Origin of the sequence: Haloplanus sp. HW8-1, assembly GCF_023703795.1 — an archaeon.
Classification (GTDB): Archaea; Halobacteriota; Halobacteria; order Halobacteriales; family Haloferacaceae; genus Haloplanus; species Haloplanus pelagicus.
On record NZ_CP098518.1, the window covers coordinates 2,700,615 to 2,715,747 of the forward strand.

Annotated in this window: 15 protein-coding genes; 5 read left to right on the forward strand and 10 right to left on the reverse strand. The window is 59.4% G+C overall.

The window, feature by feature from the left end:
* Positions 1-64: 64 nt before the first annotated feature.
* Entirely contained in the window at positions 65-949 is an 885-nt protein-coding gene (locus NBT82_RS14135) for a hypothetical protein (RefSeq protein WP_251328752.1), read from the reverse strand.
* A 296-nt stretch (positions 950-1,245) separates the two neighbouring features.
* Between NBT82_RS14135 and NBT82_RS14140 the strand changes: the two genes are divergently transcribed.
* The gene (locus NBT82_RS14140; protein ID WP_251328753.1) at positions 1,246-1,653 is read left to right on the forward strand and encodes a hypothetical protein; all 408 of its coding nucleotides are present in this window, start codon (positions 1,246-1,248) and stop codon (positions 1,651-1,653) included.
* 560 nt (positions 1,654-2,213) lie between these two features.
* Here the strand turns inward: NBT82_RS14140 and NBT82_RS14145 are convergent.
* The 5 genes from NBT82_RS14145 to NBT82_RS14165 all read right to left on the reverse strand — a co-directional run bounded on the left by NBT82_RS14145 (position 2,214) and on the right by NBT82_RS14165 (position 6,486).
* Positions 2,214-2,612 (reverse strand): hypothetical protein, encoded by a 399-nt coding sequence (locus NBT82_RS14145; RefSeq protein WP_251328754.1) that lies wholly within the window; start codon positions 2,610-2,612, stop codon positions 2,214-2,216.
* The gene (locus NBT82_RS14150) at positions 2,605-2,910 is read right to left on the reverse strand and encodes a hypothetical protein (protein ID WP_251328755.1); all 306 of its coding nucleotides are present in this window, start codon (positions 2,908-2,910) and stop codon (positions 2,605-2,607) included. The genes NBT82_RS14145 and NBT82_RS14150 overlap by 8 nt, the downstream gene beginning before the upstream one ends.
* 495 nt (positions 2,911-3,405) lie before the next feature.
* Entirely contained in the window at positions 3,406-4,113 is a 708-nt protein-coding gene (locus tag NBT82_RS14155) for a site-specific integrase (RefSeq protein WP_251328756.1), read from the reverse strand.
* Positions 4,114-4,365: 252 nt separating this feature from the next.
* Complete coding sequence (locus tag NBT82_RS14160) at positions 4,366-5,910, reverse strand: site-specific integrase (protein WP_251328757.1); 1,545 nt, start codon at positions 5,908-5,910, stop codon at positions 4,366-4,368.
* Between the two features lie 159 nt (positions 5,911-6,069).
* Complete coding sequence (locus NBT82_RS14165) at positions 6,070-6,486, reverse strand: hypothetical protein (RefSeq protein ID WP_251328758.1); 417 nt, start codon at positions 6,484-6,486, stop codon at positions 6,070-6,072.
* 127 nt (positions 6,487-6,613) lie between these two features.
* On the opposite strand from NBT82_RS14165, the gene NBT82_RS14170 reads away from it, so the two are divergent.
* Positions 6,614-7,225: a hypothetical protein gene (locus NBT82_RS14170; protein WP_251328759.1), complete on the forward strand. Its 612-nt coding sequence runs from the start codon at positions 6,614-6,616 to the stop codon at positions 7,223-7,225.
* Between the two features lie 61 nt (positions 7,226-7,286).
* Here NBT82_RS14170 and NBT82_RS14175 read toward each other — a convergent pair whose 3' ends face one another.
* Positions 7,287-8,177 (reverse strand): hypothetical protein, encoded by an 891-nt coding sequence (locus NBT82_RS14175; protein WP_251328760.1) that lies wholly within the window; start codon positions 8,175-8,177, stop codon positions 7,287-7,289.
* A 265-nt stretch (positions 8,178-8,442) separates the two neighbouring features.
* Here NBT82_RS14175 and NBT82_RS14180 point away from each other — a divergent pair, with 265 nt between their 5' ends.
* Positions 8,443-9,210 (forward strand): RlmE family RNA methyltransferase, encoded by a 768-nt coding sequence (locus NBT82_RS14180; RefSeq protein ID WP_251328761.1) that lies wholly within the window; start codon positions 8,443-8,445, stop codon positions 9,208-9,210.
* A gap of 2 nt (positions 9,211-9,212) precedes the next feature.
* Here the strand turns inward: NBT82_RS14180 and NBT82_RS14185 are convergent, their stop codons facing one another.
* On the reverse strand, positions 9,213-9,944 hold the full coding sequence (locus NBT82_RS14185) for a queuosine precursor transporter (protein ID WP_251328762.1): 732 nt from the start codon (positions 9,942-9,944) through the stop codon (positions 9,213-9,215).
* Positions 9,941-10,117, reverse strand: a complete 177-nt coding sequence (locus NBT82_RS14190) for a ribbon-helix-helix domain-containing protein (protein WP_251328763.1) — start codon at positions 10,115-10,117, stop codon at positions 9,941-9,943. The genes NBT82_RS14185 and NBT82_RS14190 overlap by 4 nt, the downstream gene beginning before the upstream one ends.
* A gap of 169 nt (positions 10,118-10,286) precedes the next feature.
* Between NBT82_RS14190 and eno the strand changes: the two genes are divergently transcribed.
* Complete coding sequence (gene eno, locus NBT82_RS14195) at positions 10,287-11,558, forward strand: phosphopyruvate hydratase (protein WP_251328764.1); 1,272 nt, start codon at positions 10,287-10,289, stop codon at positions 11,556-11,558.
* A complete protein-coding gene (locus tag NBT82_RS14200) occupies positions 11,555-12,901 on the forward strand; it encodes a glycerate kinase type-2 family protein (RefSeq protein ID WP_251328765.1) in 1,347 nt (448 codons plus the stop codon). The genes eno and NBT82_RS14200 overlap by 4 nt, the downstream gene beginning before the upstream one ends.
* A gap of 35 nt (positions 12,902-12,936) precedes the next feature.
* On the opposite strand, the gene NBT82_RS14205 is transcribed toward NBT82_RS14200, so the two are convergent.
* Complete coding sequence (locus tag NBT82_RS14205) at positions 12,937-15,111, reverse strand: twin-arginine translocase subunit TatC (RefSeq protein ID WP_251328766.1); 2,175 nt, start codon at positions 15,109-15,111, stop codon at positions 12,937-12,939.
* Between the last annotated feature and the right edge of the window lie 22 nt (positions 15,112-15,133).

Here is a 15,133-nt window from a genome sequence, read left to right on the forward strand (position 1 = left end):
TGCTTATGTCAAGGAGTCACATAGAGCGTTCCCACACCCAAGCAGGATTCTTCAATACAACCGCCTATTGAACTGCGTCTGATATCTTTGATTGTGCTTTCTCGAAGTTTGTGTCAATATCAATACCAGAGACGATACTCACGTCAACAGACAGAGTATTTAGATCACGAGTGAATTGATTGTTTGTCACCGGATGGCTGCTAATTATAACAACGTCGGTATCATAGGCAAGCCCGTACCAGAGAATCTGTGAGTAGTCATCCTCGTCAAGTGGTTTATGCTTGCATTCAATAATGTACTCGGCGCTTTCTTGGTAATCCTGCCACTTCTTGTATAGTTCATCTGGTGACTCTTTCTCGGCCTCTGTCTGTACCAAACTGCTACAATCAGCGTAGTTGCTCGGAACTTCATCTACGCCAAGTTCTTTTGCTACCTTCTCAAAGAGGCCGTTAGCGCACATCGTCATCAACCTGCTCTGGTCTACTGGTTGAGGAGTACTGTTTGCTGTCCATGGTAGTTTATCAGTCCCTTCTACGGTCAGAAGAGCATCTGGACGGGTATGATGTGTACGTCCCTCTTGACTCGGATTCTGCAAGTATTTGTAGTCTCTGCTACACTGGTTCCATAGTTCTTTCTCGGGATACGGAGGCAGATGAGGTTCCACGAATAGAGACGGAACCCACGAAAGTTGAGATCCTCTACCACGAGAGGGGGTAAACGAGATCTTCTCCTCAGAGGTCAGGTCTGAAGCATCTATCCAGATGGGCAGTAGATGGAGAAAGACTGTGTATTCATGTAGCTTTTTTCGAATGTCTTTGTTCAGGTCTCTCTCGTCTTGGAGGTACTCAAATAAGCTTTCGTAACGATGGCTAACACCGATATTTTCTAGTTGGAGGTCTTCTGCTACTCTCTTTTCGAGCCTTTTGACTCTCTCTTTGTGGCTTATCATTATAGACGATTGTTATCTAAGAGAAAAAATCCTATTGATGTTAACAGGCGTAGAGCTGGCTGTTATAACGGTTATTGCCATCGAAGGTGTGATAATGATAGTTTTTGTCACTTCATCCATATCTCCTGAATAGGTGGAGACAAAGGGCCGCCACTCCTGCCCAAGTAGTACTCAATCCGCAAGAGTTCTATAACACTCTCGATGGCCAAATATACTAATTGTACTGCAAATACCGATGCGCAATCACTGACTCTGATGATAGCAATCAAATACTGTGCTGGGGAATCTTAGTCAATATGCTCCCTGATGATCTTCCTGTCGACCCCGATCAGTTGCTGACGTGGCACACGGAGTGTTGGCAGTGTGGCGAGGACACTCCTGTCGTTTGGCCGCGGCACGATCATCTTGATACACCAATCGGCGATGTCCTTGCGAATTACGACACGCCTGTTGAACGTGTCTACAGCAACACCCTCGAAAAAGAGGTGTGGGGAAACGTCTGCCAGCACTGTGATTCCTATCAGGGCAACCACTACATTCGCAGAGAAGCGACTGAGATCGACCCGCCCATAGTCGAGTGTCCAAACTGTGGCGAGGAACACGAGTGGCGACCTGACGAGGGACTCGGCGGTGCCTTTGGACAGGGCTGGGTCTCCTGTCCGGAATACGGTGATGTACCAGTTGGCGACCCGCGCGAGGACTAACAAAATCGACCCACACGCGCCACGTCTTGAATGTAAGCTCGAGAGTACAGATCATCGACACCGCAGTTGAATTGAGCACCCACACACGCCACGTCTTGAATGAAAACTCAAGAATACAGTTCACCAGTCCCGGAGTCCAGTTGGGTACCCACACACACCACGTCTTGAATGAAATCTACTCTAACCCCTCTATTTCTCGTGGAACTCTAAAATCTCGGTCGTGACGTACTGATTAGAGCCGTGAAGTTAGTATGGTTCCTACAGGGATAGACTAGAACGCCATCACAGTCGAAGAGACAGCAGAGCAGCTGCAGGCCGGCATTCATTAGGGTCGAGTCATCGGATCCGGATATGGCCGATGACCTTGGCACAACAATGGAGATCCTGAGGAGGAACTACGAAGAGATGGACAGCAGGAGTCAGATGAGCAGCTACGACACAATATGCAGAACTTTCTGGCAAGCGTGAACTCGCTCGTCGCCCATTCCTATCGAATCGCTGGAGAACACGAGAAGACGGAGGAGTGGGAAGTTGAGCAGAAAATGCGGGAGTTACAGGAGCTATTGGACGGGGTCTGAGCCACTGTTACTGCTCTCCTCACGGATCCGCTGCCACTCCTGTTCTCGGTACTCACGCAGTATCTCGAATTCTCTCTCGTATTCGTCGTGGAACTCGAGAGCCTGCTCGACAGCTTCCCGCATTTCTTTCTCCACCTCTGGGGAACAGAGATTGGGCGCGAACATATCCACATAGGCGTCGACATCGCCGTCATACACTTCCCGAACGAAATCGACGGCGTGCGTCACCCAAATCCGATGGACATACCCACCATAGACGAGGTTCGGTTTCACGCCACAACACCCGATCCGGTTCTTGATGCGGTTGAACCGTTCTGGCGGCTCAAGGATTGGATCCGGGAAGTCATCCAATTCATAGTGTGAAGGAAGCTCGTCACTCATACTCCACCCAGTCCGATGTCGCAACAAACCGTTCGATCAGTTCATCTTCGTCGTACTCGTCCCGAGCTGCCCGTCGTATCGCTTCCTCTATCTCGCGGTCATCACGAATCCACTCAGCTGCCTCAAGTGCCTCCTCCTCGTCGACCGGCGCTTCTACAGCCACGGAGAGCAGACCAAACCAAACCATCGGATCATCTGATTCTGGAAGTTCCGAGAAATCGCTCTCCACCCTCTCAAAGTCGGGAAACCCCACGATGGGCGTAGCAGCAGCCGCTACGAAGAACTCGCGGTGTTCCATACTCGGGACAATGCACTGTATGATAGAATATGTTGCCTTTCCGATAACAGAAAGTATCGAGTGAGGACTCCTCTCTCGCGGAGCGTGATTCGCAATTACATTCAAGACGAGGGGTGTGTGCCAGAGTCCCCGATGATTAGCCGGGAATCCCTGTAAATCACAACTGCTTTGTTGCATTGATACTCTTGTACAGCCTACCTTATATATTTAACAGATATATTTACTGAAGTCCGCTATTGGAATGTATGATATTTTATGTAATTGTAAGCGTTCATCATCAAGCCGAATTTTAGTATCAGATTAAATATATTATTCTCCACGCTGTGTCTCCGCCTTGTCCTCGCAATCATCAACAAAGAACGTGGGGAAAATCCGAGAAGCACAATCATCACGGTATGAGAAGAGTTCCACGCACTCTCAACCAAGGCCGTTCACCACGAGCGGCGGCGACTCAATTCAACGTTATCTCAACACCATTGACGTTATTCAACACTCTTAGTTGCCATCTTTATCCTCTGCGCTTGACTCTGAGTTGGTGTTGTTGTCTGAATTATTATCGGAGAACTTCATCGAATATGCCACGGAGATGTCGTTGGTGGATGGCAGCATATTCCCACGACGTAGTCCCATTCTCCCTCGAATAGCTTCTCGGGAGAATCCCTTGCTCGCAAGGATCATCCCATACGTCTCGCGGAGATCGCGTGGCGTCACTTTTCGGTCGATACCTGCCTCATCTGCGACAGACTTCACTCGGCGTCCAACCGCATCACGAAGAATCGGAATCTCCTCGTGCTTAGAAAACCAATCTCTCAACAACTCACACACGGGCTCTTCTTCAATCGGAATCTTCCTAACGGAATACTGTGAACTCGGTCTCCACCGCCCCTGTCGGTTGTTTCGGCACTCGTAACAGGGTCTCTCGCGCGTGCTCTGATCTTTCTCGCCGTCGCTAGTGCCGATACCTCCAGTGCATTTCTCTTCTTGGGGTACACTCAAGACCGTCACTCCCAACTTCGGTTTTTCTTTAAGCCAGTTGGCCCGGAGATGACAGAACTCACCGTTCCGGAGACCAGTATATGGAATCGTCCGAGTTGTGAGTTTCGTGAGAGGGTCGTTCGTTGCCTGAGCGGCGCTATCAAACGCCTCAAACTGTTCTCTGTTCAGCGGGCGAAACTCCCGTCCGGGCGGATTCTGCTCACCCATAGATAGGCGCCATAGGCGGGAGTAAAATAACTCCTGTGTGAAAGGTCTGTGAAATCATACCCTATATGATATTGAAATTTCTGTTTCTGGGCCTTCTAATCCCATATTTTTGGGTTAGTAATTGATTTGCTTACTTTATAAAATAAGAATGTTTATAGTACATATCGGTACCAAAGTTAACATCCGCGACGAGTGGACGTGCTGTGTTCAGCGTCGATAACCCCGTGAACCACCCTTTGTCGAGACTAGCTATCATACGTTGAGTTCACCTGACTCGATACGCCGAATATTCGTGGCATGAGGATGTTCCTCAACATGCTGTTGATCAATTCCGCTGATGTTGTCGTAGACCCACTGCCTGTCATCGGGGTCTTCGATAGACCGATGGTACGTCTCTTTCTGCTCTTCGGCAAGTTCTCCGTCAACCTTGCTTCGGACTGCACCCCCGATCATCCCGCTCAGGAACACGCGTTTCACGTGGTCGAAGAGGTCGGGAACCAATTCGGCAGCGTCGGCTGGCGGTAGCTCTTCGCGATATTTCTCCCGCACTGGATCGTCCTCATCGGTAATGCCGCGATAGATGCGCCACCAGCGTGGGGGCTCGTTGCGCTGCCGAAGCGAGCATTTCGGACAGTACTCCGCATCCATGTCCACGATGGTGCCGCAGCGAGGACACTCTCGGTGTTCGACGCTGTCGCCATCGTCTGTCGGCGCGAAGCCGTGCTTTCTCAAGATGCGTTCGGCCTCATCGATCTCCGTGACGTGTTCGTATCTCCCGTGCATCGGAGTGCCCTCCTCCCAGTCGAGTATCTGCTCGATGTCTTCCTTGCTGTATTTGTCGGAGGCCCGCATCTCGCTCGCGCGACCGTGTTTGAAGGTGTGCGGGCTGATGTGCTGGGCATCGATCTCCTCGGTACGGCGGGCGATCCGCTTGAGTTGCTGGTGAACGCTGTGTGGGTGCAGGTGCTCGGAAGGATCGTCTTGCGGGCGGATCCCGTGGAAGAGAGGGGCCTCGGGATCGTCGGACAGCTCGTGTTCCGATAGCCAGTTGTCCAAGTACCCGCGTGCGAACGTGATGGGCTTCGCCGAGTGTTCGGCGCCCTTCAGACCGGTGACGTAGGCGCCGGGAACTTGGACGACGCCGTATCCCTCGCCCTTCGGCTTCCAGTGCTTGATCTTCAGGGAGGCGAGGGCGGTGACGCGACAGCCCGACTCCCAGAGGACGGTGTACATCGCCTTGTCGCGGATGCTTTCGCCGTCGATGAGCGCAAGCAGATCCTCGCGGCTGGGAACTGTCTCGATATCCACGGCGGCGTTTTCCAGTCCGACCTGCGGATAGTCGATTTCCGTGGCAGTCTCGACTCGGTCGTGCGCGAGAAAGTGGTTCCGTACGGTCAGGCAGTAATCTCGCTCGTTACTTCTTGCCCAGTCGCGTTCGATGGACATCTCGGTGATCAGTTCGGTCACTTGCTCAGGCGTGAGATCGAGGAGACGGTCGGGATAATCGTCGCGTCCCTCCCGACCCGTCCACGTCGTACCCTCGTACTCCACCTCGTCCAGCCCCTGCAGTTGTCCTGCAAGAATGCGGAGATCCCGAGCGTTGTTGCGGATGGTCGCCTTGCTCCACGACGGCTTGGTGCGCTGGTTTGGCTTCGGGCTCGCGATGTTCCCTCGCCGCCCCTTCCGGACAGTCTTCAAGATGTCCGAGCGATTTGGTTCTCGAACGGTGCGCCGAACGCGTTCTACCTGTCGATCGGTGTATTCCTCCACGCGACCGGGGTCACTCCCACTGGGCATATCTGCCCCAGCGCCCACACGACAATAAATGCCGGCATAGTCTCTCTAAAGCCCGCTAAGACTTTCTTCTATCAGAAAGCGAACGGCGATAGAACCACATATCATACGACCGGTTCGCGCGGATGCCCGCCATAGAACTGACGAGTGCTTGATGCCCTGCTAGTCTTGCTCGTGGTTCTTGGCTAGCATTGCGTTGAACAGGACGGCCATATCTCGGTTGCGCGTTTCTGTTCCGCCAACCAGCGTGGCCGCACTCTGATCCATATCCGCAACCAGTCTCTCTACGCCCTCCTGCGGGTCTTTCCATACGTCGTTCTCAATGAACTGCACGCTGGATTCGCACGCCGAGATCATCAGCCACCTTGCGACTACCTCGGTATCCACTTTGTCTCTCACCCCGTATTCGGAAACAACCGAGACGGCCGCATTCTGTGCGGCCTCGAAGAGTTCGTTGATCGTTGCGGGCGACACCCCAAGATCATCGAGTTCCTGACGCGCCTCCGCTACGCTCTCGTACGGAGGTGAGTTTCTGTCCTTGTGCCATCGTTGCTCGCGATAGTCACGTTCGTTGCACACACCAGCTCGTATGGAGGGTGAAAAACTTGAAATTCCGCTTTCCAGAGTCTGAAAGTCCGTAAAAGTCTTGAACTGTCTTGCTTGACTCTGACGGCAGTTCTATCACAGCCACGACTCTTGTGAATATATGGAGGACGCCCTGTCGCTTGACGTGTTTACCGGGGCCGTCGCTGAGGCAGTACCGGCGGTCGACCGCAAAACAACCGGGCAGTACGGGGATGGGCTTGGATCGGAAGACGAGGAACGTCAGGTGAAGTTGCTGCTCAACCATCTCCGCGAGACGGACGACCGCTACGAAGAGGTCAATCGCGAGGTACCGTATCCCGATAGCACCGAGAAATGCGATCTTGTACTGTCGAACGGGATGCCCGTGGAGGCGAAGTTGCTCCGCTACTGGCGGGCGAACGGTGATCCGGAGCCCGCTATGTACGGCCACGTGTTCAGCCCGTTCCACCAGAACACGCTGCTAACGGATGCACGCCGACTTTATGCGTCGGAGTTCAGCGGACGGAGTGGGTTGCTCGGCCTGTTCTACACACGTGCCGACGACGACCCAGAGACGGTAGAGGCGCTACCGGAGCGGTACACGGCGGGAGAGATCGCCGAGAAGATCGTCCGGGACATCGAGCACTGGTACGAGATTGATGCGAGCGTGTGTCGCATCGCCGAATTCGACGGCCTCCAACACGATGTCCATAGACAGGGGGCAGCCATTTCGTGGTCAATTGAGAATGATTAACATAAATGCGTGTGTATGCCCTCTATCTAATTTACGACTATCGCAATCACGTTTCTGTAACTCACCTGCTTGTCTTTTCTTGATAATCTTCCAGATCATCTCCTTTTGTGTCTTCTACGTGTGTCCAGATCGTCTCAATTAGCTCATTCGCGGCCTCAGAATATCTCTGTGTCCATAATGGGACATCTATTAGGTCATCGTCAATATGTCCATAGTGGTGCTCAACGCCGTTTTCATATCCGTCTTCTAATGAGTCAATAGTCGAGACTTCTTCCAGATCAATAGTAAGGGCAAAGCGTTGTTCGTCTGCTTCAGAGCTATAGTAGTCCATAAACCCAATCTCCGGTATGAGATGATGCTGGGCATATATTCTAAGACCATTAATCACTCTACGTCGTTCATTGTACGTCTCCATCGCTTCAGCAACCGGGCCACCTGTTGGTAAATCTGGTTTGATCGTCTCTAGTATTTGGTCAAATGTGTATGAAGACGACAGATAATTATGGATCTCAAGATATGGATCGGAATCTAGACTCTCTTCAGCAAGATTGTCGATTGACTCCAGCTCTTGTTGTACATCCATCACTCGTTCTTCATTACTAAATAGAATACTAGCGGCTTTATTCAAGTCTGTCAATGCCTGAACGAGATCTCGTGCGGGATGTGCTGTTTCATACAGTGCTTCTCTAGTTGAACTGTGTGAAATATCAAATTCTAGTCCATTATCGGGTGCTTCAGGATCTGTTCTGGAGGCATATGCTTCAACCCCATCTTCGTCAACATCCACCTCTACCACATATTCTGCTTCGCATTTGTGACAATCATAATCCGAAATGAAATCAGTATCATCACCCAACTCAAATTTCAAACGCTGTATTTCAAACGGAGTTCCACAGACGTAACAATCAAAGTCAGTTATTGACGCGTACGCCAATCTAGAGTCTTCCATCATACAGAGTAACTATCATTAACTCCTAAAAATATCGTCGGTGGGACGTGTCCCGATTACAGCCACAGTCAAAGTCACTATTTCACTATAAACACTCAACTGGCTACTACGAGGGGATACATACCGGTCATCAGGCTACACATTAGGAGTCGTCCTCAGGGTATCAATCCGATGTCCCTTTCCGCTTTGACGGCGTCCCTTCTCGTATGAACGCGAATTCGCCGGCAGTTCCTGCGCGGAACATGTCAAGGAATTTGGTGAGGTACGTATGACAGACCGGGATAAGTACTACAACCGCTCGAAACAGGAGGGCTACCGCGCCCGGTCGGCCTACAAGCTCAAACAGCTCGACGAGGCGGCCGACCTGTTCGCTCCCGGCGACGTCGTCGTCGACCTCGGGGCGGCGCCCGGCGGGTGGCTCCAGGTCGCCGCCGAGGCCGTCGGGACGGCCGGCACCGTCGTCGGCGTCGACCGCCAGCGCATTCGGCCGCTCGATCACGACGCCGTCGAGACTCTCCGTGGTGACATGACGGAGGCTGAGACGGCCGACCGCCTCCGTGATCACGTCGGCGAGGCGGGGGCCGACGCCGTCGTCTCCGACATGGCACCGAACATGACCGGCGAGTACTCCGTCGATCACGCCCGGTCGATCCACCTCGCCAGGCAGGCCCTCGGGGTCGCCCGTGACCTACTCGCTCCCGGCGGCGACCTCGTCGTGAAGGCGTTCGACGGCCCGGATCTCGCCGACCTCCGGACGGAGATGGAGGAGTCCTTCGAGTACGTGCGGTCGATCCGCCCGGACGCCTCGCGGGACTCGTCCTCGGAGGTCTATCTCGTCGGCAGGGGCTATCTCACCGCCCCGATCGCCGCCGGCGACGAACTCACCGTCGAGGTCGTCGACCGCGGCGACGAGGGCGACGGCATCGCCCGCGTCGAGGGCTTCACCGTGTTCGTCCCCGACGCCGAGGTGGGCGACCGCGTCGAGGTGCGAATCGACGACGTCAAGCCACGTTTCGCCTTCGCCGAACGGCGCTGAAATCACTCCCGGTCGGTCGTCGCCGCTGCTTTCGCGGCCGCGTCGGCACGTGATCGCACGACTCCGACGACTGCGTAGACGAACGGCGTGTCGACGAGCGCGATCAGGAGTTTGAGGAGGTACTGGCCGAGCATCAACCCGACGACCACGGACCACGGCGTCGCGGTCCCGACGCCGGCGTACGTTGGGAGGAGGTAGAACGCGACGCCGACGAAGATGACGGTGTCGATGGCCTGACTCGTCGCCGTCGAGACGATGTTCCGGAGCCAGAGGAAGTCCCCATCGGTCGCCTCGCGGAGGCGATGAAAGACGATCACGTCCCAGTTCTGACTGACGAGGTAGGCGAGCAGGCTCCCGACGACGACGTTCGTGCTCGCACCGAGTACCGCACGGAACTGGGCGGGGTCCACGGGCGAGTCCGGGGACGCCGGTGCGAGGATCGTCGACCACACCAGCGCCAGCAACACGAAGTTCATCACGAAGGCGACGTTCACCATCACCTGCGCCCCACGCCGGCCGTACAGTTCGGCGTAGCAGTCAGACGCGAAGAACGTGAGCGCGTACGCCAGCGCGGCCCCGGGAAGGCTGATCTCCGGGCCGATCCGCGGGAGCGCCACCGGGAGCGGGATCGCAAGCACCTTCGCGGCGGTTACCTGTGCGGTGACCAGCGCCGTGACGAACAGCGCCAGAAGCGCCACGCGACCGACCGGCCACGCGTTACGACGACCGCTCATTCGTCGGACTCCAGTCGCCCGTGTCGGGCGTCGATCTCGTCGAGCAAGTCGAGATGTTTCCGGATCGACGCCCTGATCGCGTCGCTCCGGTTGACGAACTTCCCGTCCTCGCCGACGTGTTCGTCCAGGTCGGCCAGGAGTTCGTCGGGGACCTCGACGCTTATCTTCGTCACGTCGATCCCTCCAGTTCGTCCCGTTCCACCCGTCCGGCGGCGTGCCGCCAGCGGTATGTCGGCAGTCCTCTGACGATCATCCTTGGAGCATACACCGACCAGCCGCCGTTTAAGTTCGACGGATTCGGGGGGCACACCTATACCGACGGGGGGCGGACGGTCGGACGACATGTCCACCGCGTCCATCGAGGCCGTCGACGCACGCGAGATCCTCGACAACCGACTGGAGCCGACCCTCCGGGTCACCGTCGAGACGCCGGCCGGCACCGGCCAAGCAGACGTCCCACGGGGCCGATCCCGTGGCGACCACGAGGCCCTCGACCTCCGCGACGGCGACGACCGGTATCGCGGCCGCGGGGTCCGGTGTGCGGTCGCGAACGTCGAGGAACGGATCGCTCCCGCTCTCGTCGGACGCGACGCGACCGCACAGCGGAGCGTCGACGCCTGCCTCACTGACCTGAACGATCCCGACGATCCGCTCGGCGGCAACGCCATCACCGGCGTCTCGCTCGCCGTCCTGCGAGCGGGAGCGGCGGCGACCGACCAGCCGCTCTACCGGTATCTCGGCGGCGCCGACGCCCACGTCATCCCCCTGCCCTTCTTCGACCTGATCGAGGGCGGCGAACTCGCCGGCGGCGGCCTTCCCTTTCAGGAACATCAGGTCGTCCCGGTCGGCGCCGACTCCGTCGCGGAGGCCGTCCGGATGGCCGCCGAAGTGTACTACGAACTCGGCGACATCGTCCGTGCGGAGTACGGCGAGGCGTCCCTCAACGTCGGCGCTGAGGGCGGATACGTCCCCACCGGCGTCGACGACCCGCGGACGGCCTTCGACCTCGAACTCCGGGCCGTCGAGGCGTGTGGCTACGACGGCGAGTTCGCCCTCGCCGCTGACGTGGCCGCCTCACAGTTCTACGACGCCGAGACGGGGACCTACGCCCTCCTGGGCGAGCGTCTGTCGCCCGGGGAACTCCTCGGGTTCTACGAGAACCTCGCCGACGCCTACCCGCTCGTCTCCCTGGAAGATCCCTTCGACCAGGACGACTTCGCGACCACCGCCGACCTGACCGACCGCCTCGACGTACAGGTCGTCGGCGACGACCTCTTCGCAACCACGCCCGCCCGTCTCAGGCGGGGCATCGACCACGGCGCCGGGAACGCCCTCCTGTGGAAAGTGAACCAGGTCGGCACCGTCACCGACGCCGTCGAGGCGGCTCGGCTGGCGACTCGGAACGGCTACGCGGTCCAGGTGTCCGAACGGTCCGGCCAGACGCCCGATACGTGGCTCGCCGATCTCGCCGTCGGCCTCGACGCCGGCCAGATCAAGACCGGCGTGACCCGTGGCGAACGCACCGAACAGTACAACCGTCTCCTCGAAATCGAGGCCGAACTCGGCGACGCCGCGACCTTCGGCCCGCCCGCCGACGGGGTGTTCGACCCGTGACGACCGTCCGCAACCGATCGGCGCTCACCGACCACGGCAACGCCGAGGCTCGCGACCACCTGATCGACGTCGCCGAGGCGGCCATCGAGGCCGTCCATCCCCGGCGGACCGTCCCCGCCACCGTGACACGCGACGGCGACCGTCTCCGGATCGGGGACCGGACCGTCGACCTCGGTGCCGTGAACGACGTCTACCTCCTCGGTGCGGGGAAGGGTGCGGCCGCCGTCGCCGCCGAACTGCTCGCGGTCCTCGGGACCAGAGTTACGGACGGCGTCGTCGCGGAGAAAGCGGGTGCCGGGACGGACCTCGACGGGGTAACCGTCGTCGACGCCGGCCATCCGATCCCCGACGCGGAGAGCCTGCGGGCCGGCCGACGGGCACTGGAACTCGCGGACGCCGCCGGCCCCGAGGATCTGGTGATCGTCGCCGTCACAGGTGGTGCCTCGGCGACGCTCGCGGCACCTGCCGGCGACTGCTCGCTCGACGACCTCGCGGACGCGACCGACCGTCTCCTGCGGGCCGGACTCCCGATCGACCGGGTGAACGCGGTCAGGAAACACTGCTCGGCGCTCAAGGGCGGACGACTGGCCGAACGGATCGTGCCGGCGACGCTCGCGACACTCGTCGTCGTCGACGAACCCGCCGGAGACCCCTGGGGACCGACCGTCGGCGACGACACGACGTTCGCCGACGCACTCGCCGTCCTCGACCGGCATGGCCTGACCGACGCGGTTCCGTCGGCCGTCGTCCGCCGTCTCCGACACGGCCGCGAGGGGCGGGTTCGGGAGACGCCCGCGGCGGTCGCCCCCGACGATCCGGTCGTCGTCCTCGCGGGACCGACCGACACGGTCGAGGCCGCACGGGATCGGGCGGCCGAACTCGGCTACGAGCCGTTGATCCTCTCTTCGACGGTCGAAGGAGAGAGCCGCGAGGTGGCGACCTGTCTGGCGGCCGTCGCCCGCGAAGCGACGACACACGAGCGACCGGTCGCCCCGCCCTGCGTGCTGATCTCCGGGGGCGAGACGACCGTTCGCGTCGGCACCGACGCGGGCGATGGCGGGCCAAACCAAGAGTTCGCACTCCGTTCGGCCGTCGCCCTCGCCGACGATCCGACGGTCACGACGCTCGCACTGGGGACCGACGGTACCGACGGGCCGACCGACGTCGCCGGTGGCCTCGTCGATCACACGACCGTCCCGCGCCTCGGCGCGGCGGGACTGGACGCGGCCGCCCACCTCCGCCGGCACGACGCGGCGACGGCGCTCCGGGCGGTCGACGACGCGGTGGTGACGGGACCGACGGGGACGAACGTGATGGACCTCCGTGTGACCCTCGTCGAGTGAGGACTGCGCTACGACCTCGTCTCGTGGCCAGCGGGTCAGGCTTTCGCCGTCTCCCCACCGGGCCGGTCGCGGCGTCCGCCGAGCGTCACCACGAACAGCACGGCGAGGCCGACGCCGTACGCCGCCATCAGCGGAACGGTGACCATGAACATCGTCATCACGTCCGCCGGCGTGGCGACGGCGGCGAACGCTAGGATCCCGACCGTCACCTCGCGCCAGCGGTCGCGCATCGATCGGTAGGAGACGCCGGCGGCGTTGAGCAGGAGCATCAGGACGGGCACGTCGGCCAAGAGGCCGATGCCGGCCGTGGTGAAGAAGATGAGCCAGAAGAAGTTGGTGATGCGGTAGGCGATCACCATGTCCGCCCGGACCCCGTCGGCGACGAGATAGGAGATGACCGTCGGCGCGACGGTCGTATAGCCGAGGACGAAGCCACCGAAGAGGCCGACCACGAGGGCGGCGGCCCACCCGAAGATGACGTTGCGGTTACCGCGGACGAACCCCCGTTTTCTGAGCGCCGGCCACGCGTAGTACGCGACCATGGGGAGCGTGACGAGGACGGCGACGAGCGTCGAGAACTTCACCTCGAAGATCAGCGCCTCCATCGGGTGGAGCGCGACGACGGTGATGTCGTCGGTCGCCGTCACCTGAGCCGGCATCTGCGAGAGGAACTGGTCGAACACGCGACCGATGCCGCCGGTGTAGAGCCAGCCGAACGTCGACGCGAGGACGAGGCCGAACACGGCCGCGATGCGGAAGGCTCGGGAGGTGAGGCTATCGAGGACGAAGGCGACGTCGGTGTAGTAGCCGCCGATGTCGTCCTCGTCCGTCTCGCCGTCGGTGAACTCGTCGAGGAAGGTACCGCCGGCGCGACTCGCCCGGTCGCCCAGTTCCTCGCTCGTCGACTGCGGGTCGGAGGCGTCCGCCTCCTCCCGTATCGCCTCTATCTCGTCGAACCGCTCGAAGATGGCGCGGGCCTTCTCCTTGTCCCCGTCGTCTACTGCCTCGCCGGCCAACTCCGTCGCCTCCGCTTCGCTCAACTCGCTGAAAGCCTCCGGTGGGGCAGCCCGGATCCCGTCGGCGTCGAGTTCCGCGAGATCGATCTCGGTCGGATCGCCGACCGCGGTCGGTTCGACCGCCGCGTCGAGTTCGGCGTAGACGTAGTACATGAACCCGATCGCCCCGGCGACGAGGGCGCCGACTGCCGTCCACAGCGCGAGGCCGACGGCGCGGGAGACGGGCAGGGTCGATCCGGGGGCGACGAGCCGTCGGCTGCTACCCATCCACGCCAGCAGGTCGTTGGCGCGGGCGAGGCCGCCGTACGTGAAGAAGCCGTACACCACCAGGCCGCCGACGACGCCGATGCCGAGGATGACGTTCCAGTGGCGGCCGGCGGCCGTCCACACGTCGAGGCGCTGGCTTCCCCGTTTGGCCGTCACCACGACCTTCGCGAGATAGAGGCTGAAGCCATAGAGGACGAGCATCGGCACCGCCCACATGATCTGGGTGAACGGGTCCGGCGGCGTAAAGAGCGCACCGGCGGCGACCATGCCGACGACGGCGTATCGCCAGCGGTCACGGAACGTCTCGTAGGGGACGATTTCGGCGTACGAGAGCGCGCTCATCGCCAGAGGCAGTTGGGCCGCGAGGCCGAAAGAGAGCGTGAGCAGGAAGATGAACTGCGCCCAGAGGACGATGGAGTAGGTCGGGGTGAAGCCGGCCGCGATGGCGTTGTTGGCGAGAAAGGAGAACATCACGGGGAAGAAGACGGCGTAGCCGTAGACGAGGCCGGCGACGAAGAGGACGGCCGACAGCAGTCCACCGGCGACGAGTTTCCACCGCGAAACCGGTGACGACGGCCACAGGCCACGCTCCCGCAGAGCGTCGCGGGAGAAGTAGACGAAGATGGGTAATCCGAGGATGATCCCGACGACGAGTCCGATCTTCGCCTGGAGGAGGATCACGTCGAACGGCGTCTGGGCGATGATCTTGAGTTCCGTCGCGGTCGCCTGGGACATCTTCGCTTCGGTGACGTTCCGAAGGAACTCCCAGATGTAGAGCCGAAGGGCGTAAAACGAGCCGATGAACCCGACGAGGAAGACGAGGAACACCTTCTGGAGATCCTTCTGGGCGGAGCGGAGCATCGCACCGGCGGTCTCCCGCCCCGCGTCCAGCGTCTGTCTGGTGTCCTCGTCGAGGGCGCTCGACATAGTTCACCGAACCCGTCTCGTC

Excerpts from the sequence above, each read along its gene's own strand:
- NBT82_RS14135 (WP_251328752.1), bottom strand. The coding sequence starts at position 949 with ATGATAAGCCACAAAGAGAGAGTCAAAAGGCTCGAAAAGAGAGTAGCA.
- NBT82_RS14140 (WP_251328753.1), top strand. The coding sequence starts at position 1,246 with ATGCTCCCTGATGATCTTCCTGTCGACCCCGATCAGTTGCTGACGTGG.
- NBT82_RS14145 (WP_251328754.1), bottom strand. The coding sequence starts at position 2,612 with ATGAGTGACGAGCTTCCTTCACACTATGAATTGGATGACTTCCCGGAT.
- NBT82_RS14150 (WP_251328755.1), bottom strand. The coding sequence starts at position 2,910 with ATGGAACACCGCGAGTTCTTCGTAGCGGCTGCTGCTACGCCCATCGTG.
- NBT82_RS14155 (WP_251328756.1), bottom strand. The coding sequence starts at position 4,113 with ATGGGTGAGCAGAATCCGCCCGGACGGGAGTTTCGCCCGCTGAACAGA.
- NBT82_RS14160 (WP_251328757.1), bottom strand. The coding sequence starts at position 5,910 with ATGCCCAGTGGGAGTGACCCCGGTCGCGTGGAGGAATACACCGATCGA.
- NBT82_RS14170 (WP_251328759.1), top strand. The coding sequence starts at position 6,614 with ATGGAGGACGCCCTGTCGCTTGACGTGTTTACCGGGGCCGTCGCTGAG.
- NBT82_RS14175 (WP_251328760.1), bottom strand. The coding sequence starts at position 8,177 with ATGATGGAAGACTCTAGATTGGCGTACGCGTCAATAACTGACTTTGAT.
- NBT82_RS14180 (WP_251328761.1), top strand. The coding sequence starts at position 8,443 with ATGACAGACCGGGATAAGTACTACAACCGCTCGAAACAGGAGGGCTAC.
- NBT82_RS14185 (WP_251328762.1), bottom strand. The coding sequence starts at position 9,944 with ATGAGCGGTCGTCGTAACGCGTGGCCGGTCGGTCGCGTGGCGCTTCTG.
- eno (WP_251328764.1), top strand. The coding sequence starts at position 10,287 with ATGTCCACCGCGTCCATCGAGGCCGTCGACGCACGCGAGATCCTCGAC.
- NBT82_RS14205 (WP_251328766.1), bottom strand. The coding sequence starts at position 15,111 with ATGTCGAGCGCCCTCGACGAGGACACCAGACAGACGCTGGACGCGGGG.